Source organism: Pseudomonas sp. LW8 (genome assembly GCF_041956865.1).
GTDB classification, from domain to species: domain Bacteria; phylum Pseudomonadota; class Gammaproteobacteria; order Pseudomonadales; family Pseudomonadaceae; genus Aquipseudomonas; species Aquipseudomonas siliginis.
Genome location: NZ_CP168138.1, coordinates 1,472,754 through 1,495,857, shown reverse-complemented (window position 1 = coordinate 1,495,857; position 23,104 = coordinate 1,472,754). Strand labels below are relative to the sequence as shown.

Annotated in this window: 25 protein-coding genes; 14 read left to right on the top strand and 11 right to left on the bottom strand. The window is 61.0% G+C overall.

Going from position 1 to position 23,104, the window contains the following annotated elements; genetic code table 11:
* Positions 1-186 precede the first annotated feature (186 nt).
* Positions 187-1,599, bottom strand: a complete 1,413-nt coding sequence (locus tag AB9L16_RS06760) for an amino acid permease (RefSeq protein WP_375123271.1) — start codon at positions 1,597-1,599, stop codon at positions 187-189.
* A gap of 892 nt (positions 1,600-2,491) precedes the next feature.
* Here AB9L16_RS06760 and AB9L16_RS06755 point away from each other — a divergent pair.
* Together AB9L16_RS06755 and AB9L16_RS06750 are read left to right on the top strand one after the other, a co-directional pair.
* Complete coding sequence (locus AB9L16_RS06755; protein ID WP_003222780.1) at positions 2,492-2,629, top strand: hypothetical protein; 138 nt, start codon at positions 2,492-2,494, stop codon at positions 2,627-2,629.
* 71 nt (positions 2,630-2,700) lie between these two features.
* Positions 2,701-3,666: a leucyl aminopeptidase gene (locus AB9L16_RS06750; protein ID WP_252885551.1), complete on the top strand. Its 966-nt coding sequence runs from the start codon at positions 2,701-2,703 to the stop codon at positions 3,664-3,666.
* A 196-nt stretch (positions 3,667-3,862) separates the two neighbouring features.
* On the opposite strand, the gene rluB is transcribed toward AB9L16_RS06750, so the two are convergent.
* From rluB to AB9L16_RS06720, 6 genes are all read right to left on the bottom strand, one after another.
* Positions 3,863-5,083: a 23S rRNA pseudouridine(2605) synthase RluB gene (gene rluB / locus AB9L16_RS06745; RefSeq protein WP_041478987.1), complete on the bottom strand. Its 1,221-nt coding sequence runs from the start codon at positions 5,081-5,083 to the stop codon at positions 3,863-3,865.
* A 142-nt stretch (positions 5,084-5,225) separates the two neighbouring features.
* A complete protein-coding gene (locus AB9L16_RS06740; RefSeq protein WP_016771121.1) occupies positions 5,226-5,417 on the bottom strand; it encodes a DUF1289 domain-containing protein in 192 nt (63 codons plus the stop codon).
* A gap of 126 nt (positions 5,418-5,543) precedes the next feature.
* A complete protein-coding gene (gene scpB / locus AB9L16_RS06735; protein WP_252879630.1) occupies positions 5,544-6,509 on the bottom strand; it encodes an SMC-Scp complex subunit ScpB in 966 nt (321 codons plus the stop codon).
* An 11-nt stretch (positions 6,510-6,520) separates the two neighbouring features.
* Positions 6,521-7,219 (bottom strand): ScpA family protein, encoded by a 699-nt coding sequence (locus AB9L16_RS06730; RefSeq protein WP_172828192.1) that lies wholly within the window; start codon positions 7,217-7,219, stop codon positions 6,521-6,523.
* A gap of 123 nt (positions 7,220-7,342) precedes the next feature.
* Entirely contained in the window at positions 7,343-7,972 is a 630-nt protein-coding gene (locus tag AB9L16_RS06725; RefSeq protein WP_016771124.1) for an L-threonylcarbamoyladenylate synthase, read from the bottom strand.
* A 13-nt stretch (positions 7,973-7,985) separates the two neighbouring features.
* Positions 7,986-8,849 (bottom strand): PHP domain-containing protein, encoded by an 864-nt coding sequence (locus tag AB9L16_RS06720; RefSeq protein ID WP_039761090.1) that lies wholly within the window; start codon positions 8,847-8,849, stop codon positions 7,986-7,988.
* An 87-nt stretch (positions 8,850-8,936) separates the two neighbouring features.
* Between AB9L16_RS06720 and AB9L16_RS06715 the strand changes: the two genes are divergently transcribed.
* The 6 genes from AB9L16_RS06715 to AB9L16_RS06690 all read left to right on the top strand — a co-directional run bounded on the left by AB9L16_RS06715 (position 8,937) and on the right by AB9L16_RS06690 (position 13,267).
* A complete protein-coding gene (locus AB9L16_RS06715; protein WP_024012071.1) occupies positions 8,937-9,533 on the top strand; it encodes a septation protein A in 597 nt (198 codons plus the stop codon).
* 1 nt (position 9,534) lies between these two features.
* Entirely contained in the window at positions 9,535-9,834 is a 300-nt protein-coding gene (locus AB9L16_RS06710; RefSeq protein ID WP_016771127.1) for a YciI family protein, read from the top strand.
* 108 nt (positions 9,835-9,942) lie between these two features.
* Entirely contained in the window at positions 9,943-10,353 is a 411-nt protein-coding gene (locus AB9L16_RS06705; RefSeq protein WP_039761083.1) for a translation initiation factor 2, read from the top strand.
* A 7-nt stretch (positions 10,354-10,360) separates the two neighbouring features.
* Complete coding sequence (locus AB9L16_RS06700; RefSeq protein ID WP_016771129.1) at positions 10,361-11,038, top strand: response regulator transcription factor; 678 nt, start codon at positions 10,361-10,363, stop codon at positions 11,036-11,038.
* A gap of 259 nt (positions 11,039-11,297) precedes the next feature.
* Positions 11,298-11,750 carry a Spy/CpxP family protein refolding chaperone gene (locus AB9L16_RS06695; protein ID WP_310214903.1) on the top strand — a complete coding sequence of 151 codons (453 nt, stop codon included), beginning with the start codon at positions 11,298-11,300 and terminating at the stop codon, positions 11,748-11,750.
* Positions 11,751-11,926: 176 nt separating this feature from the next.
* Positions 11,927-13,267 carry a HAMP domain-containing sensor histidine kinase gene (locus AB9L16_RS06690; protein ID WP_315434968.1) on the top strand — a complete coding sequence of 447 codons (1,341 nt, stop codon included), beginning with the start codon at positions 11,927-11,929 and terminating at the stop codon, positions 13,265-13,267.
* 213 nt (positions 13,268-13,480) lie between these two features.
* Here the strand turns inward: AB9L16_RS06690 and AB9L16_RS06685 are convergent, their stop codons facing one another.
* The gene (locus tag AB9L16_RS06685; protein WP_056783730.1) at positions 13,481-14,047 is read right to left on the bottom strand and encodes a nitroreductase family protein; all 567 of its coding nucleotides are present in this window, start codon (positions 14,045-14,047) and stop codon (positions 13,481-13,483) included.
* A 121-nt stretch (positions 14,048-14,168) separates the two neighbouring features.
* On the opposite strand from AB9L16_RS06685, the gene AB9L16_RS06680 reads away from it, so the two are divergent.
* Positions 14,169-15,623, top strand: coding sequence for a TrkH family potassium uptake protein (locus AB9L16_RS06680; RefSeq protein ID WP_150636617.1), 1,455 nt, complete (start codon positions 14,169-14,171; stop codon positions 15,621-15,623).
* On the opposite strand, the gene AB9L16_RS06675 is transcribed toward AB9L16_RS06680, so the two are convergent.
* Positions 15,580-16,641: an AraC family transcriptional regulator gene (locus AB9L16_RS06675; RefSeq protein ID WP_315434967.1), complete on the bottom strand. Its 1,062-nt coding sequence runs from the start codon at positions 16,639-16,641 to the stop codon at positions 15,580-15,582. The two genes, AB9L16_RS06680 and AB9L16_RS06675, sit on opposite strands and share 44 nt — an antisense overlap.
* Before the next feature lie 165 nt (positions 16,642-16,806).
* On the opposite strand from AB9L16_RS06675, the gene AB9L16_RS06670 reads away from it, so the two are divergent.
* Positions 16,807-17,118, top strand: a complete 312-nt coding sequence (locus AB9L16_RS06670) for an Mpo1-like protein (RefSeq protein ID WP_375123270.1) — start codon at positions 16,807-16,809, stop codon at positions 17,116-17,118.
* Between the two features lie 14 nt (positions 17,119-17,132).
* The gene (locus tag AB9L16_RS06665) at positions 17,133-17,723 is read left to right on the top strand and encodes an HD domain-containing protein (protein WP_375123269.1); all 591 of its coding nucleotides are present in this window, start codon (positions 17,133-17,135) and stop codon (positions 17,721-17,723) included.
* Between the two features lie 110 nt (positions 17,724-17,833).
* Here AB9L16_RS06665 and AB9L16_RS06660 read toward each other — a convergent pair whose 3' ends face one another.
* A complete protein-coding gene (locus AB9L16_RS06660; protein ID WP_263218106.1) occupies positions 17,834-18,649 on the bottom strand; it encodes a UDP-2,3-diacylglucosamine diphosphatase in 816 nt (271 codons plus the stop codon).
* A 135-nt stretch (positions 18,650-18,784) separates the two neighbouring features.
* On the opposite strand from AB9L16_RS06660, the gene AB9L16_RS06655 reads away from it, so the two are divergent.
* Together AB9L16_RS06655 and AB9L16_RS06650 are read left to right on the top strand one after the other, a co-directional pair.
* Complete coding sequence (locus tag AB9L16_RS06655; RefSeq protein WP_305382426.1) at positions 18,785-19,549, top strand: AraC family transcriptional regulator; 765 nt, start codon at positions 18,785-18,787, stop codon at positions 19,547-19,549.
* 72 nt (positions 19,550-19,621) lie between these two features.
* On the top strand, positions 19,622-20,515 hold the full coding sequence (locus AB9L16_RS06650) for a DMT family transporter (RefSeq protein ID WP_375123268.1): 894 nt from the start codon (positions 19,622-19,624) through the stop codon (positions 20,513-20,515).
* On the opposite strand, the gene AB9L16_RS06645 is transcribed toward AB9L16_RS06650, so the two are convergent.
* The gene (locus AB9L16_RS06645; protein WP_016771139.1) at positions 20,509-20,796 is read right to left on the bottom strand and encodes a SelT/SelW/SelH family protein; all 288 of its coding nucleotides are present in this window, start codon (positions 20,794-20,796) and stop codon (positions 20,509-20,511) included. The genes AB9L16_RS06650 and AB9L16_RS06645 overlap by 7 nt on opposite strands.
* 71 nt (positions 20,797-20,867) lie before the next feature.
* On the opposite strand from AB9L16_RS06645, the gene AB9L16_RS06640 reads away from it, so the two are divergent.
* A complete protein-coding gene (locus tag AB9L16_RS06640) occupies positions 20,868-23,057 on the top strand; it encodes a patatin-like phospholipase family protein (RefSeq protein ID WP_310214889.1) in 2,190 nt (729 codons plus the stop codon).
* The last annotated feature ends 47 nt before the right edge of the window (positions 23,058-23,104 follow it).

The window sequence follows — 23,104 nt, the reverse complement described above, 5'->3', positions numbered from 1 at the left end:
GATTCACTCAACCTCTGTGGGAGCGAGCCTGCTCGCGAAGGCGGTGTGTCAGTCGATGCAGATGTTTCTGATGGACCGCTTTCGCGAGCAGGCTCGCTCCACCAGGGTTCGGTGTGATGCCAGATTTTTCCATTTCAAAACAACAAACCCGGCACTTGGCCGGGTTTGCTGTTTCTGCTTGAGCGGTTACTTGGCGATCACTGGCAGCGCCTGCTGGGCACTGCGCTTGTTCTTGATCAGGTAGCAAACCCACATGAACACCACCCACACCGGAATCGCGTACACCGAGATCTGAATCCCCGGGATCAGCAGCATCACGCCGAGGATGAACACCACGAACGCCAGGCAGACGAAGTTGCCGTACGGGTACCACAGCGCCTTGAACAGCGGCGTCTGTCTGGTCTGGTTCATGTGCTGGCGGAACTTGAAGTGCGAGTAGCTGATCATCGCCCAGTTGATCACCAGCGTCGCAACCACCAGCGACATCAGCAGTTCCAGCGCGTGCTGCGGAATCAGGTAGTTGAGCAACACGGCAACCAGCGTCACTGCCGCCGAAGCCAGAATCGAACGCACCGGCACGCCGCGCTTGTCGATCTTCGCCAGACCTTTCGGCGCATCGCCCTGCTCGGCCATGCCCAGCAGCATGCGGCTGTTGCAGTAGGTGCCGCTGTTGTATACCGACAGCGCGGCGGTCAGCACGACGAAGTTGAGGATGTGCGCGGCGGTGTTGCTGCCGAGCATCGAGAACACTTGTACGAACGGGCTGCCGCTGTAGGAATCGCCCGAGGCGTTGAGCGTTTCCAGCAGGCTGTCCCAAGGAGTCAGCGACAGCAGGATCACCAGCGCGCCGATGTAGAAAATCAGGATGCGGTAGATCACCTGGTTGATCGCTTTCGGAATCACGGTTTTCGGCTTGTCGGCTTCAGCGGCGGTGAAACCGAGCATTTCCAGACCGCCGAAGGAGAACATGATGATCGCCATGGCCATCACCAGACCGCTCACCCCATTGGGGAAGAAACCGCCGTGGGACCACAGGTTGGAGACCGAGGCTTGCGGGCCGCCATGGCCGCTGACCAGCAGGTAGCTGCCCAGGGCGATCATGCCGACGATGGCCACGACCTTGATGATCGCAAACCAGAATTCGGCTTCACCGAAGACTTTGACGTTGGCCAGGTTGATCGCGTTGATCAGCACGAAGAATGCAGCAGCGGAGACCCAGGTCGGGATGTCCGGCGCCCAGTAATGGATGTACTTGCCGACCGCTGTCAGCTCGGACATGCCCACCAGAATGTACAGAATCCAGCAGTTCCAGCCCGAGAGGAAACCGGCGAAACCGCCCCAGTATTTGTGGGCGAAGTGGCTGAAGGAACCGGCCACCGGCTCTTCGACGATCATTTCGCCGAGCTGGCGCATGATCATGAAGGCGATGAAGCCGCAAATGGCGTAGCCGAGGATCATCGACGGGCCGGCGGATTTCAGTACCCCGGCAGAACCGAGGAACAATCCGGTACCGATCGCGCCACCGAGGGCGATCAGTTGAATATGGCGATTTTTCAGGCCGCGTTTAAGCTCGCCTGTTTGCGAGGGTTGTCCACTCATGAAAAAGGTCTCACGCAAGGTTTGATGATGTTCAGTAGACGTTGCTGCAAGGTTGCGATTTCAGGCAGCCCCGATCAAACCCCAGCGCAGGCACCAGGAGTTCAGCTCATTTACAACGGTCATGCGTCACCTGTTTGTTTTTATCTGTGACGAAATCGAACCCGGCACGCTTGTGGCGCGGCGGAGTGAACAAGGCGGATAGCCTCGAGATTTTTGCGATTACGCAGAGGGTCACAGTTAAAACGCGGCGCATTGTACACCGCTAACCCCCTGCTGCCAGACCCGCCTGATCAGCGTGTCGGTTGCCGGGATTGCACGTGTCCGCCTCGACAGTGCCGAGCGGCTGCAAAATATGAGTCAGGCCTTTGCAGGCCATCGACGGGGACGAGGAAAAAACCGTCCCACGGGGAGAAGTGGAAATCAGTCGCGGCGTTCATTGCGCCTCCTTCTTGTTATTCGCCTGCACGACAGGCATGGGGCGCATCACACCCTGCCTGAACACTGGAAACAAGCGCGCCAGAGCCTTGCGCGGCAGCTGTTCTCCCGGCTTACGGAAGCTTTTCCTTACAACCAATGCGGAAGCGGGAAATCACCGCTCCGGCGGGGTCTTTTCGTCACGTTTTGTTTACAATGCGTAACGAATATTTTCCGAATCAGAAATTTCCGAAGGACGTCTGCATATTGACGGTAGCTAGCTGGCTATCAATTTCGCCTGCCTAGTTTTTTGTTTTCAAATAAGAAAACCGATCCTGAAAAACAGAACAAAAAGTCTATTTAAAAATTAAATGGATAAAATTTTGCATTACGAAAAAGCCTCAACTAGGTTTTTCACGTCTCACCGGCCACGTCGACCGGTCAGTCATAAACCGTGAAATTCTCTAGGAGATCGACCATGCAAGCACTGGAAAAAGACTTGGATACCGAACTGCAACTGGACGAATGGTTTGAAGCGCCAACCCATGAGGCCGCTGTGGAAATGATGCAAGCCGACGCGGTGGTTCCGTTCGGCACGGCGATGTGGCCTCTGTAAGACATCCCGGGCAGGCACGGTCCGGCCGGTCGTGCCTGCCGCTTCATTCCCCGGTCAGTCAGGGAGGATTCATGGACAAGCCCCGCGCCATCTCGCATTTCCTTTACTACCTCGAACATCACCCTGCCCTCGCCGGCCTCGACTCGGCGAAGGTCATGCTGGGCCACACCGCCGATTACGAAGCCCTGACCGGCGCCATTGCCGAACAGGCCGGCGAGCATCCGCGCTTTGAGTTCAGCGCCCGGCGTCTGGACCTGGAAAGCACCACAGCGCTGTCCGAGGCAATTGCCGACAGCGATCTGTACATTTTCTTCTACGACTCTTCCACCCTGCCCAACCCGCGCCCAGACGGCCCGGAGTTCGTCCGCGCACTGCAAGCGGTGATGGCGGAAAACTGGAAGAAGTCGCTGCTGTTCAAGGATTACGGCGACTATTTCTACGACACCTTCAGCATCACCCCGCAACGCATCGCCGGGCTCAACAGTCACCTGATCCAGCGCATGTCCCAAGCGACCACGCTGAGTTTCAAGGATGACCACGGCTCATGGTTCGAAACGCCGATGAGCAGCATCAAGAAGTGGACCGACATCAATGGCGTCGGCAACTTCGACCTCGCCCCCGGCGAAATCGCCACCCATAGCGAAGCCATCAATGGCCACGTGAAGTTCAAGGGCACCTTCCTCAGCACCATCCCGTTCGCGCGCAAGTACGGCGTGCTGGAATCACCGCTGGAGCTGTGGATCGAGAACTCGACCATCAGCCGCATCGCCACCGACGTGCCGGGGCTTGAGCATGACTTCAACAAGTACCTGGATGCCAACCCGTCGAACCGGCGGATTGAGGAGTTGGGGATTGGCACAAACGAAGGCGTGAAGGATCTGTATGCGCGCAATGCCGGGTTTGAGGAGCGGCATTGTGGGTTGCATCTCGGATTGGGCGGTGGCGCCAAGGGCAGTCATCACCTGGACCTGATCTTTTCTGGCGGGGTGTTGGCGCTGGATGACAAGCCGGTTTTCGATGGCCGATTTGTGTTTTAGGCGACTGACGCCTTCGCGAGCAGGCTCGCTCCCACAGGGATTTATGTTCGACGCAACTCCAATGTGGGAGCGAGCCTGCTCGCGAAGAGGCCCAATCAGACGCTACATGAGTTTCGCCAGACGAAAAAAAACGCCAACCCTAAGGTTGGCGTTTTTGCTTCAACTTGCAGCTTGCAGCTAGTAACTCACAGCTGCCTTATTCCGGCTTTTTGCGACCGAAACCCGGGCGCTGACCGGAACCAGCCGGTGCGCCGCGACGCTTGCCCGAGGGCTTGTCGCCGTCGACCAGTTTGATCCCCGGACGCTTCGGCGCCGGTTTGGCCGGGCGCTTGTTGGTGGTGTCGGCTGGACGATCCGCCACTGGCGTACCGCGACCGGCAGGAGCGCCGCGTTCGCCACGCTCAGTACGGCCATTGGCCGGACGCGGTGCGCGCTCGCCATCACGGGCAACCGGCTTGCGACCTGGGCGCTCGCCTTCGATCTGCGGCTCACGGCTCGGGCGCGGCGCGGTCGGTGCGCCAGCGGCCGGACGCAGAGTACGCACGCGCTCGGTCTTGGCCATCGGCCGCGACGATTTGCGCTGCATGCGTTCGAGCTTGTCCTTGCTCTTGGCGTTCAGCTGCGGCATTGCCACCGGCGTCAGGCCGACTTCGGCGCTGAGGACGTCGACTTCGTACTGGCTCATTTCGCGCCAGCGGCCCATCGGCAGGTCGGAGTTGAGGAACACCGGACCGAAACGCACGCGCTTCAGACGGCTGACCACCAGACCCTGCGATTCCCACAGACGACGCACTTCACGGTTGCGCCCTTCCATGACCACGCAGTGGTACCAGTGGTTGAAACCCTCACCGCCCGGCGCCTGTTGAATGTCGGTGAAACGCGCCGGACCGTCTTCCAGCACCACGCCGGCCTTCAGGCGTTCGATCATCTCGTCGTCGACTTCACCGCGTACACGCACGGCGTACTCGCGGTCCATCTCGTAGGACGGGTGCATCAGACGGTTGGCCAGCTCACCGTCAGTGGTGAACATCAGCAGACCGGTGGTGTTGATGTCGAGACGGCCGATGTTGATCCAGCGGCCTTCTTTCGGACGCGGCAGCTTGTCGAACACGGTCGGACGGCCTTCCGGGTCATCACGGGTGCAGATTTCGCCGTCGGGCTTGTTGTACATGATCACGCGGCGCACCGATTCGGCGGCCTCTTCGCGCTTGATCACTTTGCCATCGATGGTGATAGCGTCGTGCATGTCGACGCGCAGGCCGAGGGTGGCGTCTTTGCCATTGACCTTGATCCGGCCCTGGCTGATCCAGGATTCCACGTCACGGCGCGAGCCGACGCCGATACGGGCGAGGACCTTCTGCAGCTTTTCGCCTGCTGGGCCGATTTCCTGGTCGTCTTTCTGATTGATGTCACTCATCTGGGCACCTCCCGGTGTGGTCTGTTCAGGCGGCGCCTGAAGTATTGAAAACTGGGTCCAGGCCGAAGGGATCGGCGAAGGGTCGCGAATCATACGCGGATGTGCGCCATCGCGCATCAGAGACTAGCTGATCGATTGCCGGTTATTTCTTTTTCCGCCGACCGGCACCACCGAGTTTGATCAGGCGCAGCGCGGCTTCGGCCAGCACCGTGCGTTTGTCGTCCTTGTCGAGCTTCTTCCAGGCCTTGATCTCGCGCTTGCTGCGACCGCAACCCAGGCAGATGTCGTCGGAGAATTTGCAGAGGCTGATGCAGGGGTCTTTGGTTGAGCTCATCGCAATCTCCAGAACGACATTTCACCCTGTGGGAGCGGGCTTGCCCGCGATAGCGGAGTGTCAGTCAACATCATTGGATCTGACCCACCGCTATCGCGGGCAAGCCCGCTCCCACAAGGATCCGGATCAATCGTCGAACTCGCGCCGTTCGGCTTCGATCGCCTCGGCCAGTGCGCGGGCTTCGGCTTCTTCTTCGCTGAGTTCCGGTTCAGGCTGTTCGAGGGCGGCGACAGCGGCCAGGAGCTTCTCGCGGGCCTCGGCGACACCGAGAATGTCTTCTTCCGGTTCGGCGTCAGGCGCCGCTTCAAGTTCAACTTCAGCTTCAACAACCGGCGCGATGATCTCAGGCTCAGACACCGGCGCTTCGCCATCCACCGCATCGCGCAGCAAATCGTCGAAATCGGTTTTGATGCCCTCTTCCATGCTGTCCAGCTCCAGCAGCAGGGAATGGAAACTGGTTTCTTCCTTCTCCTCCTCCGGCTCGGCGCTGGCGTCGGCCAGTTCCTGCAGACTCTGCGGCACCGGCGCGTCGTCGAAGTCGAGCACCGGTTCGGCTTCCATCTCGCGCAGCTCGGCCAGCGGCGGCAGATCTTCAAGGTTTTTCAGGTTGAAGTGGTCGAGAAACGCCTTGGTCGTGGCGAACATAGCCGGTTTGCCCGGCACGTCGCGATAGCCGACGACGCGGATCCACTCACGCTCGAGCAAGGTCTTGACGATGTTGCTGTTGACCGCCACGCCACGCACGTCTTCGATCTCGCCACGGGTGATCGGCTGGCGATAGGCGATCAGCGCGATGGTCTCCAGCAACGCACGGGAATAGCGCTGCGGGCGCTCTTCCCAGAGACGGCCGACCCACGGTGAAAACTTCTCGCGGATCTGCAAACGATAGCCCGACGAGACTTCCTTGAGTTCAAAGGCGCGGCCCTCGCAGGACTTGCCGAGCAGGGTCAGGGCTTTCTTGAAGACCGCCGGCTCCGGCCGCTCGCCTTCTTCAAACAGTTCATACAGGCGCTCAAGGGATTGCGGCTTTCCCGAGGCCAACAGAAAGGCTTCAAGCAGGGACGCCAGCTCGCGGGGTTCAGTCAGGTTCATACAGGGACTCGTTATTCGGCTCGGGCTCGCACGTGGATCGCGGCGAACGGCTCATTCTGCACCAGCTCGACCAAGGATTCCTTGACCAGTTCAAGGATCGCCATGAAGGTCACCACCACACCCAGGCGGCCTTCTTCAGCGGTGAACAGCTCGACAAACGGCACGAAGCCGCCGCCCTTGAGCCGTTCCAGCACATCGCTCATGCGTTCGCGGGTGGACAGCGCTTCGCGACTGACCTGGTGGCTTTCGAACATGTCGCCACGGCGCAGCACCTCGGCCATGCACATCAGAATCTCTTCCAGCGCGACGTCGGGCAACAGCTTGCGCGCCCGCGCTTCCGGGGCGTCGAGCTTGGGCACGATCACATCGCGGCCCACCCGACTCAGCCCATCGATACCTTCGGCAGCAGCCTTGAAGCGCTCGTATTCCTGCAAGCGGCGGATCAGTTCAGCACGCGGGTCGTCTTCTTCATCTTCGACGGTTTCAGCGCGCGGCAGAAGCATGCGCGACTTGATCTCGGCGAGCATCGCCGCCATCACCAGATATTCGGCAGCCAGTTCCAAGCGCACCGATTGCATCAACTCGACATAGCCCATGTACTGGCGGGTGATTTCCGCCACCGGGATGTCGAGGATGTTGATGTTCTGTTTGCGGATCAGATACAGCAGCAGGTCGAGCGGGCCTTCGAAGGCTTCAAGAAAAACTTCCAGCGCATCCGGCGGGATGTACAGGTCCAGCGGCATTTCCATGACCGCTTGGCCATAGACCATCGCGAACGGCAGTTCCTGCTGAGCGCTGGCCTGGGGATCGACCACGGTTTCCACTGCGGACATTCAGGCCTCGACCATGAACGGCGTCGGATCGCCGCAACCGACGCGGACCACTTCCGGGTCGTCGCCAGTCAGGTCAATCACCGTCGAGGCCTTGATACCGCCAAAACCGCCGTCGATGATCAGATCGACCTGATGCTCAAGCAACTGGCGCATTTCGTAAGGATCGCTGAGCGGGTCTTCATCGCCGGGCATGATCAGCGTCACGCTCATCAGCGGCTCGCCGAGTTCGGCCAGCAGCGCCAGCGCGATCGGATGGCTCGGCACGCGCAGACCGATGGTGCGTTTTTTCGGATGCAGCAACAGGCGCGGCACTTCGCGGGTGGCGTTGAGAATAAAGGTGTAAGGCCCCGGCAGGTGCGCCTTGAGAATGCGGAAGGTGCCGGTGTCGATCTTGGCGTAATTGCCCAGTTGCGACAGGTCGCTGCAGATCAGCGCGAAGTTGTGCTTTTCATCGAGCTGACGCAGGCGTCGCACACGCTCGATGGCGGTCTTGTCGCCGATCTGGCAACCAATGGCGTAGGACGAGTCCGTGGGATAAATCACCACCCCGCCTTTGCGGATGATCTCGACCGCCTGTTTGATCAGGCGCGCTTGCGGGTTTTCCGGATGTATCTGGAAAAATTGACTCACATTCTCTACCTGTTCAGACGGCGGCAATATCTGTGTCATGTTTGAACCGACACCACAGGGGTGGAAGGTCCTCGGGAACCGGCCGGTACTGGCCGATCTCGGACCAGCCGCCAGGGCCATGGAAGTCACTGCCGGCGCTGACCAGCAGACCGAACTCACGGGCAAGGATCGCCAGGCTGCCCACCTGTTCTGCGGGCTGATGGCCATTGACCACCTCGATAGCATGCCCGCCTGCTTGAATATAGTCGGCAATCAGCTTTCGGCGCTTGCTACGGGTGAAATCGTAGTGCCAGGGATGCGCCAGGCTGACCCAGGCACCGGCGGCGCGCAGGGTGCCGACAGTGTCTTCCAGCGTCGGCCAGTGCAGTTTGACGTCGCCGAGTTTGCCGGCGCCGAGCCATTTGCGGAACGCCTCGGCGCGATCCTTTACATAACCTTCACGCACCATCCAGTCAGCGAAATGCGGCCGGGCCGGCGCATTGCCGCTGTCGCCCAGTTCCTGCTGGATCTGCCGGGCGCCGTCGAGGGCACCGGGCATCCCCTTGAGTGCGAGCTTGCGGCTTATTTCTTCGGACCGCAGCCAGCGGCCATCGTGCAATTTGGCGATCGCTTCGACCAACGGCGCAGCGTTGACGTCGAAACCGTAGCCCAATACGTGAATGGTCGCCCCGCCCCAGGTGCAGGACAATTCGACGCCATTGACCAGTTGCATGCCCAACTCGGTGGCGGCAGTACGCGCCTCGGCGAGCCCCTCAAGAGTGTCGTGGTCGGTCAACGCCAGGACTCGCACGCCGTTTTCGAACGCTCGCGCAACCAGAACCGCAGGCGCCAGGGCGCCGTCGGAGGCCGTGCTGTGGCAGTGCAAATCAACATTCACGGGGAGTTGTAACCTCAAATCAGCTGGCGCTATCGCGCGCCCATATGTTTGTTATTATGCCGCCACATCCAGCTTCTGGCTCTCACTGTGAAACAATTCATCGATTTCATCCCGCTTCTGCTGTTCTTCATCGTCTACAAACTTGATCCACGGGTCGTCGACATTGCCGGCCAGCAAGTGACCGTAGGCGGTATCTACAGCGCCACGGCGATGCTGATCATCAGCTCCCTGGTGGTGTACGGCGCGCTGTTCATCAAGCAGCGCAAGCTGGAAAAGAGCCAGTGGCTGACGCTGATCGCCTGTCTGGTATTCGGCAGCCTGACGCTGGCCTTCCACAGCGAAACCTTCCTGAAATGGAAAGCGCCGGTGGTCAACTGGCTGTTCGCTGCGGCGTTCATCGGTAGCCACTTCATCGGCGATCGCCTGCTGATCAAACGCATCATGGGTCACGCGCTGACCCTGCCCGACCCGGTCTGGACCCGCCTGAACATCGCCTGGATCGCGTTCTTCCTGTTCTGCGGCGCCGCCAACCTGTTCGTCGCTTTCACCTTTCAGAGCATCTGGGTCGACTTCAAGGTGTTCGGCAGCCTGGGCATGACCGTGCTGTTCCTGGTCGCACAGGGCGTTTACCTGTCGCGCCATCTGCATGACACCGATACCACAACGCCAAAAACCGAGGACTGACATGCTCTACGCCATCATTGCCACCGACGTTGCCAACTCGCTCGAAGCTCGCCTGTCCGCGCGCCCGGCGCATCTGGAACGCCTGCAAGCGCTCAAGGGCGAAGGCCGCATCGTGCTGGCCGGCCCGCACCCGGCGGTCGACAGCAATGATCCGGGCGCAGCGGGGTTCACCGGCAGCCTGATCGTCGCCGAGTTCGACTCCCTCAGCGCCGCTCAGGCCTGGGCCGATGCCGACCCGTACATCGCCGCTGGCGTTTACGCCAATGTGATCGTCAAGCCGTTCAAGCAAGTCCTGCCTTAAGTCCTGCCACGCGATGAACCTTCTCGGTTCATCGCGCTCTCAATCGCTCATTATTCTCGTTTGCCTGCCGACAACCTGCCCAATATCCATTTGGAAACAGGTGTCGCGATGCGCAAGGGTCCGTTGTGTCTGATGTTGCTCACGTTGTCGATCATGGCCCCCGCCCATGGTGAGGAAACCACCGAAGGCGGCAGCTCCACGCCATTGTCATTGAGCGCCGGCAGCCAGATCACCGAGCTGCAGCAGCGGCTCAAGGCCAGTGAACAGCAGCGCGAAGAACTGAACAAACAACTGCAAAATGCCGACAACACTCGCGAAAGCGCCCAGCTCGCCCGGCTGCGCCAGGAGAACCAGCGTCTGAAGCTGCAACTCAAGGAAGCCCAGGCCAGCCCGCTGCCGCGTTTGCTGACCGATCAACAGCAGTGGTTCGTCACTGGCGCCGGGGTAGCGCTATTGGCGCTGCTCTGCGGTATCTTTGCCAGCGGTGCAAGCCGAAAACGTCGGCAATGGCTAAATTGAGTGAGTCATGAGCGAGCTGTTATTGATTGATGATGACCAGGAGTTGTGCGAACTCCTGAGTAGCTGGTTGAGCCAGGAAGGCTTCCAGGTGCGCGCCTGCCACGACGGCCAGAGCGCCCGCAAGGCGTTGGCCGAAACCGCCCCGGCGGCGGTAGTGCTGGACGTGATGCTGCCCGACGGCAGCGGTCTGGAACTGCTCAAGCAATTGCGCAACGACCACGCCGACCTCCCGGTGCTGATGCTATCAGCGCGTGGCGAACCGCTGGACCGCATCCTCGGCCTCGAACTGGGCGCCGACGATTACCTGGCCAAACCCTGCGACCCCCGCGAACTGACCGCGCGCCTGCGTGCCGTGTTGCGCCGCAGCCACCCGGCAGCCGTTTCGACGCAGCTCGAGCTGGGCGACCTGAGTTTCAGCCCGGTGCGCGGCGTGGTCAGCATCGACGAAAAAGAACTGACCCTGACCGTCTCCGAAAGCCGCCTGCTCGAAGCCCTGCTCAAACAGCCGGGCGAGCCGCTGGACAAACAGGAACTGGCGCAACTGGCCCTCGGCCGCAAGCTGACCCTGTACGACCGCAGCCTCGACATGCACGTCAGCAACCTGCGCAAAAAAATCGGCCCCCACCCCGACGGCCGCCCACGCATCGTCGCGCTGCGTAGCCGTGGTTACTACTACAGCCTGTAAAACCATCTTGTTCCGTGTACGAGCTGCCCAAGGCGGCGATCTTCAGGCTGCAGGACGCAGAGCGTCCTCGGCTGCATTCCTACGCAGAGCGTGGGAACGATCAGATCGCAGCCTTCAGCACCTCCTGCACTGGATATGTGTAAGGCCGGGCACGAAACGTCTTTACCGAAGCTTTACGCTGCGCTGACCGCCGTTGACCTTGATCTGCGTAATCTGCACTCATCCGGAACGTACCGGGAACGAGACAAGGAGATACACCATGCGCAAGACTCTTATCGCTCTGATGTTCGCTGCCGCTCTGCCAACCGTGGCCATGGCCATGCCGCAGGATGGCGGTCCGCTGGGTGGTCCGCTGGATGGCCCGCGCCACGGCGGTCAGATGCACGGCGGCATGCACGGCAAAGGTCCGTACAGCCAGCTCGACCTGACCCGCGAACAACGCGAGCAGATTCGCAAGATCATGGGCGAGCAGATGCACGAGCGTAAGCAGGTGGTCGACAAGTACCTGGAAAAACTCTCGCCGGCCGACCAGAAAGCCATGAAGGACGAGATCGCGGCCAACCACAAGAAAGCCGAGTCCGATGTCCGCGCACTGCTCAAACCCGAGCAACAGAAGCAGTTCGACGAAATCCAGAAGAAACGCGCCGAACGCCGCGCCGAATGGGCCGAGTTCAAGGCCTGGAAAGCGCAGCAGGCACCAAAGGCGCAATAATGGCTTGACCCTGGGCCCGACGACTTACCTCGTCGGGCCTGTTCCATTCAAATCGAATGTGGGAGCGAGCCTGCTCGCGAAGGCGGTGTATCAGCCAGCGATGGATTGACTGACACTACGCCTTCGCGAGCAGGCTCGCTCCCACATTTGAACGGTGTGTTTTTTGAGGATTTTCTGTGCGTTCACTGTTCTGGCGGATTCTTGCGAGCTTCTGGCTGGCCATCGCTCTGGTAGCCGGGCTGTCGATTCTGCTCGGGCACATGCTCAATCAGGACGCATGGATTCTCAGCCGCCATCCCGGCCTCAACACGCTGGCGGCGGAATGGACGCAGACTTACGAAACCCAAGGCGAAGAAGCCGCCCAGGACATCCTCGAACAACGTAAACGCCAGTATCACATCGACGTTCAGGTGCTCAACGAAACCGGCGATCCGGTGGTGCGTGGCACCTTCCCGCGCCGCGCCGCAGCATTCGAGGCGCGGCAGAACAACGACGATCGCCGCCTGCCGTGGCGGCGCCTGACCGACGAAATCACCAGCGAAAAAACCGGTGACACCTACCTGTTCATCTACCGCATCCCGCACCCGGAACTCGACGCCTGGCACCGCGAAAGTCTGCTCTGGCCACTGAGTGCGCTGGGTATTGCGCTGGTGGTGCTGACCCTGTTCAGTTTGCTCGTGACTTTCTCCATCACCCGCCCGCTCAGTCGCTTGCGCGGCGCGGTGCATGATCTGGGGCAGACGACTTATCAGCAGAACAGTCTGGCGAAACTCGCCAACCGCCGCGACGAATTCGGCGTGCTGGCCACCGATTTCAACCGGATGGGCGCGCGCCTGCAAAGCCTGATCGGCAGTCAGCGCCAGTTGCTGCGCGATGTCTCCCATGAACTGCGCTCACCACTGGCGCGCCTGCGCATCGCGTTGGCTTTGGCCGAGCGCGCCAACCCTGAAGAGCGCGAAAAACTGTGGCCACGCCTGACCCGCGAATGCGATCGGCTGGAGGCGTTGATCAGTGAAATTCTGGTGCTGGCGCGAGTCGATGCCGACAATGCCAGCGCTGAAGAAGTCGACCTGAATGCGTTGCTCGCCACACTGCAAAAGGATGCGCAGTTGGGCTCTCCCGAGCAGACCGTACGCCTGCAAGCTGAGTCACAACTGAATCTCAAAGGCTGGCCGACGATGATCGAGCGCGCCGTGGATAATCTGCTGCGCAACGCCCAGCGCTTCAACCCGAGCGATCAGCCAATCGAATTGCAGGCTGCGCGGCAGGGAGAGCGGATTGTCATCAGCGTGCGCGACCACGGGCCGGGGGTGCAGACCGAACATCTGAGTCAGTTGGGCGAGCCGTTCTACCGGGCGCCGGGGCAGACCGCTGCCGGGCATGGCCTGGGGCTGGCGATCGCCAAACGCGCGGCAGAACGGCATGGCGGCACGCTGACGCTGGCCAATCATCCGCAGGGCGGCTTTGTGGCGAGTCTGGAATTGCCGCTGGTACCGGGAGTCGTGGTCCAGCCCTGAAAAAGCCCCTCACCCCAACCCTCTCCCGGAGGGAGAGGGTTGGGGTGAGTTGTCTGCCGTTGTGCATCGACCTTATGGATTCGCAGAAACCAGACGTCCGGTATCCCGACGCTGGATTCAGCGAAGGACGCTCAGGTCGGTGTAATTCCAAAGCATCCCCCAATCAGTCCCCTCTCCCTCTGGGAGAGGGTTAGGGTGAGGGGCTTTTGATCTTCAGACCTTACCTGGCCAGGCGCTGACGAACTCAGCCAGATCAACCTTCTCCGCCACGCGCGGCTCTTTCTGCGGCGTGCCGAGATAGAGGAACGCGATCACCTCCTCGCCTTCCACCAGCCCCAGGCCTTCGGCCACATGCTTGGAGTACGCCAGATCCCCGGTGCGCCACACCGCGCCAATCCCCTGCGCATACGCCGCGAGCAAAATCCCGTGGGCCGCACAGCCGGCCGTGAGCAGTTGCTCGGCCTTCGGGTATTTCACGTGTTCCTGCAATTTCGCGATGACCACAACCACCAGCGGCGCGCGCAGTGGGCCGTTGCGCGCCTTGTCGATCATCGCGTCGGTGACTTCGCCGCCCTGCTGGCGGGCCGCCTCGGCCAGCAACTCGCCCATTTGCTCACGCGCCGCGCCTTCGACGGTCAAAAAGCGGTAAGGCTGCAAATGCCCGTGATCCGGGGCACGCAAGGCCGCGCCGAACAGGGCTTCGCGCTGCTCGGCAGTAGGGGCCGGTTCGACCAGGCGGGGAACGGAAACACGGTTGAGCAACGCGTCGAGAGCCTGCATCGGCCACCTCCTTTGAAAAATGTGCAGCTATTCTAGCTGCAACTGCGCAGCGCCTGCCGGTTTACATGCCTTGCCCCGCAGGTAGAATGGCGCCCTTGTTCAATCAGCCCGAGCGGATTTCATGGCGTTGCCGACCTTACGGATCATTGGTTTTATCATCGGCATCTTCCTGATCACGCTGGCTGTGGCCATGGTCGTGCCGATGGCCACGCTGGTGATTTTCGAGCGCACCAGCGACCTGCCGTCGTTCCTCTGGGCGAGCATGATCACCTTTATCGCCGGCCTCGCTCTGGTGATCCCCGGCAGACCGGAACACATTCACCTGCGCCCGCGCGACATGTACCTGCTGACGGTCAGCAGCTGGCTGGTAGTGTGCATTTTCGCCGCGCTGCCGTTTCTGCTGACCCAGCACATCAGCTACACCGACTCGTTCTTCGAAAGCATGTCCGGCATCACCGCCACCGGTTCCACGGTGCTCAACGGCCTGGACAACATGTCGCCGGGGATTCTGATGTGGCGGTCGCTGCTGCACTGGATCGGCGGCATCGGCTTTATCGGCATGGCGGTGGCGATTCTGCCGCTGCTGCGCATCGGTGGCATGCGCCTGTTCCAGACCGAATCCTCGGACCGCTCGGAAAAGGTCATGCCGCGCTCGCACATGGTGGCGCGGTTGATTGTGGCGGCCTACGTCGGTATCACCATTCTCGGCAGCCTGGCGTTCTGGTGGGCGGGGATGAGCCCGTTCGATGCGATCAATCATGCGATGTCGGCGATTTCCACCGGTGGTTTCTCGACCTCTGACCAGTCGCTGGCCAAGTGGACGCAACCGGCAGTTCATTGGGTGGCGATTGTCATCATGATCCTCGGCAGCCTGCCGTTCACCCTCTACGTGGCGACGCTGCGCGGCAACCGCCGTGCGTTGATCAGGGATCAACAGGTGCAGGGTTTGCTGGCGATGTTGCTGGTGACCTGGCTGGTGCTCGGCACCTGGTATTGGTGGACCACCAAGCTGCATTGGCTGGAAGCGCTGCGGCATGTGGCGCTGAACGTGACCTCGGTAGTCACCACCACCGGTTTTGCCCTAGGTGACTACAGCCTGTGGGGCAACTTCTCGCTGATGCTGTTTTTCTATCTGGGTTTTGTCGGCGGCTGCTCAGGTTCGACGGCGGGCGGGATCAAGATTTTCCGTTTTCAGGTCGCCTACATCCTGCTCAAGGCCAACCTCAATCAGCTGATCCACCCGCGCGCGGTGATCAAGCAGAAGTACAACGGTCACCGCCTCGACGAAGAGATCGTCCGTTCGATCCTGACTTTCTCGTTCTTCTTCGCCATCACCATCTGCGTGATCGCGCTGCTGCTGTCGCTGCTCGGAGTCGACTGGATGACCGCACTGACCGGCGCCGCCAGCACCGTGTCCGGCGTCGGCCCGGGTCTGGGCGAAACCATCGGCCCGGCCGGCAACTTCGCGACCCTGCCGGATGCGGCGAAATGGATTCTGTCGTTCGGCATGCTGCTCGGCCGACTGGAGATCATTACGGTGTTTGTGCTGTGTATTCCGGCCTTCTGGCGTCATTGACCGCGTCCGGCACCCGCGTCAGGCGCAAGCGGTACTCGCCGGGCGTGGTGTCGAACCAGCGGCGAAAAGCGCGGAAGAAGTTGCTCGGGTCGGCAAAGCCCAACAGGTAGGCGATTTCCAGCAAGGTCATGCTCGGTTGCGCCAGATATTGTTCGGCCAGTTCACGGCGGGTGTCGTCGAGCAACTGCTGAAAACTGGTGCCCTCCTCCTGCAAGCGCCGCTGCAAAGTGCGCTGCGACAGGTGCAGCGTCTGCGCCACGGTGTCGCGCTTGGGCTCGCCCTGGGGCAGCAAACGACACAGCACCTGGCGTGCCCGGTGCGTCACGCGACTCTCGGAAAACCGCGCCAGATATTCCCCGGCAAAACGGTCATGCAACAGCGCCATGGCTTCGTTGGCTGTCGGCAGCGGCGCCTCCATATCGGCACGTTCGAAGATCAACGCATCGTAAGGCGCGTTGAACACCAGCGGTGCGTGAAAGGCTTCTTTATAAGGTTGCAGGTTTGTCGGCTGATTGCCCTGAACCAACACTTTGACCGGGTGCAGCGGGCGCCCGGTCAGCCAGCCGCACAGCGCCAGTGCACAGGCCAGTGACGCTTCGGCACTCTGCCGGGTCGGCGGCAGATGATCGCCGTGCACGGTGAGAATCAGCGCGTAACCTTCATCGAGCAAGCGAAAGCTCAAGTCGGCGCTTTCGGCAATGATGCGTTGATAGCGCACCAGACGCTGGAAGCCTTCAGCCAGGGTATTGCTCGACATCAGCGCGTAGCCGGCGACATGAAACGAGGCCGGGCGCACCACTTTGCCCATGTTCAGGCCGATCGCCGGGTTGCCGGACACCTCGACCGCGCGCTGCCAGAGCCGGGTCATGGAGTCTTGCGGGAAGCGTGCATCCGGATCTTCAAGGGCGCTGAAATCCAGCCCCAGTTGCCTGAACAGAACCCGGCAATCCAGGCCGTCCATCTCCAGTGCTTTGACAATCCCCATCGCCCAGCTTGCAGAAGTCGTTCGTTCGCTCATGGTTGTTATTCTTTTACATGACGGGCTGCAGATAACCGCCCTATTTGCGAAGGATACTAAAGTGGCGCCGATTGTCACTGGCCCACGCCAATGATCACTCTAGACTCAAATAAGCTCCCCGCCGAACAACTTGTCGCCAGGACAATCACCACAGAGAGCGCGGTCGTGGAAAACATCAAGCGGTTCAACAGCTTCGCCGAGTTCTACCCCTATTACCTCGCCGAGCACAGCAACAGCACCTGCCGTCGTCTGCATTTCATCGGCACGTCTCTGGTCATCTTCATTCTCGCGCTCAGCATCGCCAAAAGCGCCTGGCTGCTGTTGCTGGCCCTGCCTCTGGCCGGTTACAGCTTTGCCTGGATCGGCCACTTCTTTTTTGAAAAAAACCGCCCGGCGACGTTTCAGCATCCGTTGTACAGCCTGCTCGGCGATTTCGTCATGTACCGCGACATGATTCTCGGTCGCGTGGCGTTCTGAATGAGGGTCCACCCATGAATGCCCATGCTCGCTTCACCCATATGAAGGATGGCACCGAGGAAGACTGGGCGATCATCGCCGCCGACTTCAGTGCCTATGCCAGACAACTGCCGTCGCGGATCCTCGCGCATCTGAAGCTGCTTGAGGGCGACTTCGGCGGTTTCCCGGTGGATCGCCTGACCCACTCGTTGCAAACTGCGACCCGCGCCTTTCGCGACGGGCGTGACGAGGAATACGTGGTCTGCGCACTGTTGCACGACATTGGCGACACCCTCGGTTCGTACAACCATCCGGACATCGCCGCAGCGATTCTCAAGCCGTTCGTGAGTGCGGAAAATCTGTGGATGGTGGAGAAGCACGGCATCTTTCAGGGCTATTACTTCTTTCATCATCTGGGCATGGATCGGCATTTGCGCGAGCAGTTCAAGGACCATCCGCAGTTCCAGGCCACGGCCGAATTCTGCGCCAAATACGACGCGGCGGCGTTTGATCCGGCGTATGACACGCTGCCGCTGAGTTTCTTCGAGCCGATGATGGAAAGGCTGTTTGCGCAGCCGAAGAACTCGATCTACCAGGCTGCGATGCAAGAACACAGCCCGGCCTGAGAACACATGTGGGAGCGAGCCTGCTCGCGAAAGCGCTGTATCAGGCACATAAGCTTTGTCTGACACTACGCCTTCGCGAGCAGGCTCGCTCCCACAGGGTGATCTTTGGCTCAGGCGATCTCGGCAACTTTGGCAGCTTTCAACTCCGCCTCTCGCGCCTGCGCATCCGCCAGTCGATACAACTCGATCGTGCCGTCCCAATGCTCGATCAACGCGGTGCACGATTCGACCCAGTCGCCACAATTGAGGTAGTCCACCTCCCCCACCTTACGAATCTCGGCATGGTGTATATGCCCGCAAACCACGCCATGCAGTTCGCGCTTCACGCACTCGTGGGCGATGGCTTCTTCAAAGTCGCTGATGAAACTGACGGCGGTCTTGACCTTGTGTTTCAGGTACGCCGACAGCGACCAGTAACCGTAGCCATAGCGGGCGCGCCAGTGATTGAGCCAGCGGTTGAGGGTCAGGGTGAATTCGTAGGCGGAGTCGCCGAGAAACGCCAGCCAGCGGTGATAGCGGGTGATCACGTCGAACTGATCGCCGTGAATCACCAGCAAATGCCGGCCATCGGCGGTGACATGCACCACTTCGTCGACCAACTGGATATTGCCCAGAATCAGTTTCGAATAGCGCCGCAGGAATTCGTCATGGTTGCCGGTGACATAGATCACCTCGGTGCCGCGCTTGCTCATGGTCAGCAGGCGGCGGATGACGTTGGTGTGGGCTTGCGGCCAGTACATGCCGCTGCGCAGTTTCCAGCCGTCGATGATGTCACCGACCAGATAGACCTTGTCGGCGTGGTAGCCCTTGAGAAATTGCGACAAGTGCTCGGCCTGGCAATCCCGGGTGCCCAGGTGCACATCGGAGATCCACAGGGTTCGCACCCGTTGTTTGCGACTGGGTCGGGCGAGCTCGGCGCTGGTCATGGGCAACCCTCTGCGATGTTTTCGCCAGCTTGCGCGCGCCGGGTTAATCGACCGTGACAAGCGTGAGTCAGTCGTGTGACAGCGCATCCGGCGTACGGCGGTGTAGACTGAGGGCCACTTCGGAGACAACCTGCCATGCGACCGATCCTCACCCTGCGTCAGTACACCCACGACTTGATTGTGCACAGCCACGAGCACCCGCAGTTGGTGTTCGGGCTGTCCGGTGCGCTGGATTTCGAGGTCGAGGGCTGTGGCAGCCAAGTGCGTCAGCAGAGTGTTGTGGTGGTTCCGTCCGGCGCTCATCATGCCTGCGACAGTCCCCAAGGCAGCAGCTGCCTGGTGCTCGACATCCCTGAAGGGCAATGGGTGCAGGAGTCGCTGGGCGCGCATGCCGAGGCCAGTCGGCGCTTGCTCGATCATCCGGGGCGGCTGTCGCTGGACTCGGGGCAGAGTCAATTGGTCAGCTGGCTGGCGAACAGTCCGGTCAGCGATCCGTTGATCGCGCAGCAAGGCGCAGTGTTGCTGCTGGCCAGTCTCAATCACGCGCAACCTGCCGAACTCCGCGCGCGTCGCTTGCCCTACGCCGCGCTGGATGCGCACATCGAGCAATACGCCGGCTATCCGCTGCAAGTGGCCGACCTGGCGCGCGTGGCCGGGTTGTCCAGTGCGCGCCTGCACGCTCGGTTCATGGCCGAATGCGGACAGACGCCGATGGATTACATCCGCAGTCGACGCCTGCATCTCGCGGTGCAACTGCTGCGCGACACTGCATTACCGATTGGTGAAGTAGCCAGTCGCGTCGGTTACAGCTCGCAAAGTGCGTTCTCGGCCGCAGTCCTACGTGAGTTCGGCTCGTCGCCCGGACATCTCCGGCGCGATTCCTACGACAAAAGACGATAGCCTGCCGACAGACTTGTAGGCCGAGACGCGGTTCAATGGCCCCATGAAGTTGAACCTGAAAAAAGGAATGCAATGACTCCGCGTACCGCCCTCGGCGCTCTGCATATCGGCGCTTTGATGTTTGGCCTGACCGGTGTGTTCGGCAAACTCGCTGCCGCATCCCCTGCTGTGATCGTATTTGGACGTGCGGCTTTCGCCGTGCTCGCACTGGCATTTTTCGCCCGTTTCTTCAGCCAGCATGGTTGGCAGAAACTTCAAGCCGTGGACTGGCGGCGCCTCGCCCTCAGCGGCGTGTTACTGGCTGGGCACTGGGTGAGTTTTTTCGTATCGGTGAAGATCGCCGGGGTGGCCATCGCCACCTTGGGCTTTGCCAGTTTCCCGGCGTTCACGGTGATTCTCGAAGGACTGATCTTCCGCGAACGCATCCGTGCCAATGAAATCGTCCTGGTGGTATTGGTCAGCATCGGTCTGGTGCTGGTGACGCCCGCATTCGATCTGGGCAGTGGCGCGACCGTCGGCTTGCTATGGGCAGTGTTGTCCGGCCTGCTGTTTTCCCTGCTGTCGCTGACCAACCGCGCCAGCTCCGGGCGCATTCCGGCGGTGCAGGCGGCGTTGTGCCAGAACGTCGTCGTGGCTTTGTGTCTGTTGCCGGTCGCGGCGCCGCAGTTGAGTCAGGTTCAAGCGCTGGACTGGTTGTGGATCGCCCTGCTCGGGGTGTTCTGTACCGGCGTCGCCCACAGCCTGTTCGTCGCCAGTCTGGCGGTGATCAAGGCGCGCACGGCGGCGGTGGTGTTCGCCATGGAACCGGTCTACGGCATCACCATCGCCTGGCTGCTGTTCAATGAAAACCCGACGCCGAAGATGTTGATTGGCGGCGCGCTGATCATTGTTGCCATCGTTGTATCGGCGCGGATGTCAGGCCATGCCGACAAGAAAACCGTCGCCGCCGAGGCCGCCTCTCACTGAGTGCGGTCGTTGTGGCCGAGGTCGCGGTCAGGATCGATCTGATCGCGCACTCGCTGCTTCAATACCTTGGCCTCGGGAAAACCACCGTCGGCCTTGCGCTCCCAGATCTGCACACCCGCACAAGTGATGTGAAACACCCCACCGGTGCCCGGCACCAACGACACTTTGCCCAGGTCGTCAGCGAAGGTGCTGAGCAGTTCCTGGGCCAGCCACGCCGCGCGCAGCAGCCACTGGCATTGAGTGCAATAAGTGATGACAACTTCGGCTTTGGCGACGGTCATGATCGCTGAAACTCCTGAGACAGAGGGCGCCGCTATAATAGCCGGCTTTACCGCTTGCCCCGAGACTCACAATGCGCCGTTTGCTGTTTTGCCTGCTGCTTGGTTTCCTTCCCCTGCTGGTTCACGCCAGTGAAGCGCCACGACCGAAAGTCGGCCTGGTGCTGTCCGGCGGTGCTGCGCGCGGGCTGGCGCACATCGGCGTGCTCAAGGCGCTGGAAGAACAAGGCATCAGGATCGACGCCATTGCTGGCACCAGCATGGGCGCGGTAGTCGGCGGCCTGTACGCCTCGGGCTACAAGATCGACGAACTGGAAAAACTCGCCCTGAGCATCGACTGGCAAGCGGCGCTGTCCGACGCGCCGCCGCGTGAGGACGTGCCATTTCGACGCAAGCAGGACGACCGCGATTTTCTGGTGAAGCAGAAACTCAGCTTCCGCGACGACGGCAGTCTCGGCCTGCCATTGGGGGTAATTCAGGGCCAGAACCTCGCACTGTTGCTGGAAAGCCTGTTGGCGCACACCAGCGACACCCGCGACTTCGACAAACTGCCGATCCCGTTTCGGGCCGTGACCACCGACATCGCCAATGGTGAAAAAGTGGTGTTTCGCAAAGGCCACCTGCCGCAAGTGATCCGCGCGAGCATGTCGATCCCGGCGGTGTTCGCCCCGGTCGAGCTCGATGGGCGCCTGCTGGTGGACGGCGGCATGACCGACAACATCCCGCTGGATGTCGCGCGGGAAATGGGCGTCGACATCGCCATCGTCGTCGATATCGGCACGCCGCTGCGCAACCGCAAGCAACTGACCACAGTAGTCGATGTGCTCAATCAGTCGATCACTCTGATGACCCGGCGCAATTCCGAGGAACAACTGGCGACTCTGCATGCCAATGACGTGTTGATCCAGCCTGCGCTGGCCGCGTTCGGCGTGACCGATTTCGGCAAGGCTCAGGAGATGATCGACGCCGGTTACCGCGCCACGCGGATCCTCGATGCGCGGCTGGCGCAACTCAAGCCGACTCAAACCCAGGACGCGGAACTGAACGCCGCCCGTCAGCCGGGCCAGCGCACGCCGATCATCACCGCGATCCGCGTCGAAAATGACTCGAAGGTCGACGATGACGTGATTCGCTATTACATCCGCCAACCGATCGGAGCGCCGCTGGACCTGGGCCGCCTGCATTCGGACATGGGCACGCTGTACGGCCTCGATTACTTCGATCAAGTGCGTTACCGCGTGGTGCACAAAGGCCAGGATCACACCTTGGTCATCAGTGCCAGCGGCAAGCGCAGCGGCACCGATTACTTGCGGGTCGGCCTGAATCTGTCGGACGACATGCGCGGCGACAGTGCTTTCAACCTTGGTGCCAGTTATCGCGTCAACGGCATCAACCGCCTCGGTGCGGAATGGCTGACCCGCGCGCAGATCGGCGACAAGCAGGAGCTGTACAGCGAGTTCTATCAGCCGCTGGACGTCGGCTCGCGTTACTTCGTCGCGCCCTACGGGTCGTTCGAGGCGCAGAACGTTGACTCGGTGCTGGATAACGATCCGATCGCCCAGTATCGCGTCGAGCGTTACGGCTTCGGCCTCAACCTCGGCCGGCAGATCGGCAACAACGGTGAAGTGCGACTCGGCGTCGGCCAGGCCTGGGGCAAAGCTGACGTACGCATCGGCGATCAGGATCTGCCGAGCGAGAGTTTCAACGAAGGCTTCTATACCGTGAAGTATTCCTACGACTCGCTGGACAACGTCTACTTTCCGCACGAGGGCAAGGACGTCAGCCTGACGTTTGCCCAGTTCGAACCGGGCCTGGGTTCAGACAATCGCTATCGCCAGTGGGAATTGAATTTCGACAAGGCCATGAGCCACGGGCCGGATACGCTGATACTCGGCGGGCGCTACGGCCGGACGCTGGACGATGCCAATGTGGTGACCTCAAGCTTCCTGCTCGGCGGCGCGCGGCAGTTGTCAGGATTCCGTGAGGATGCGCTGTCCGGGCAGAATGTCAGCCTGATGCGCGCCGTGTACTACCGCCGCCTGACGCCGCGCTCGTACCTGCCGCTGGACTTCCCGCTGTACGCCGGCGCCTCGCTGGAGCGCGGTCGGGCGTGGAACAATGACAATGAGTTCGACAGCGGCTACATCAACGCCGCGAGTGTGTTTATCGGCTTCGACACGCCGCTGGGGCCGTTGAACTTCACGTATGGGTTGAATGATGCGGATGAGCAGGCGGTTTATCTGAATCTGGGGCAGACGTTCTGACCTGAGACGGTGTTGGCCGATCTGACGCCTTCGCGAGCAGGCTCGCT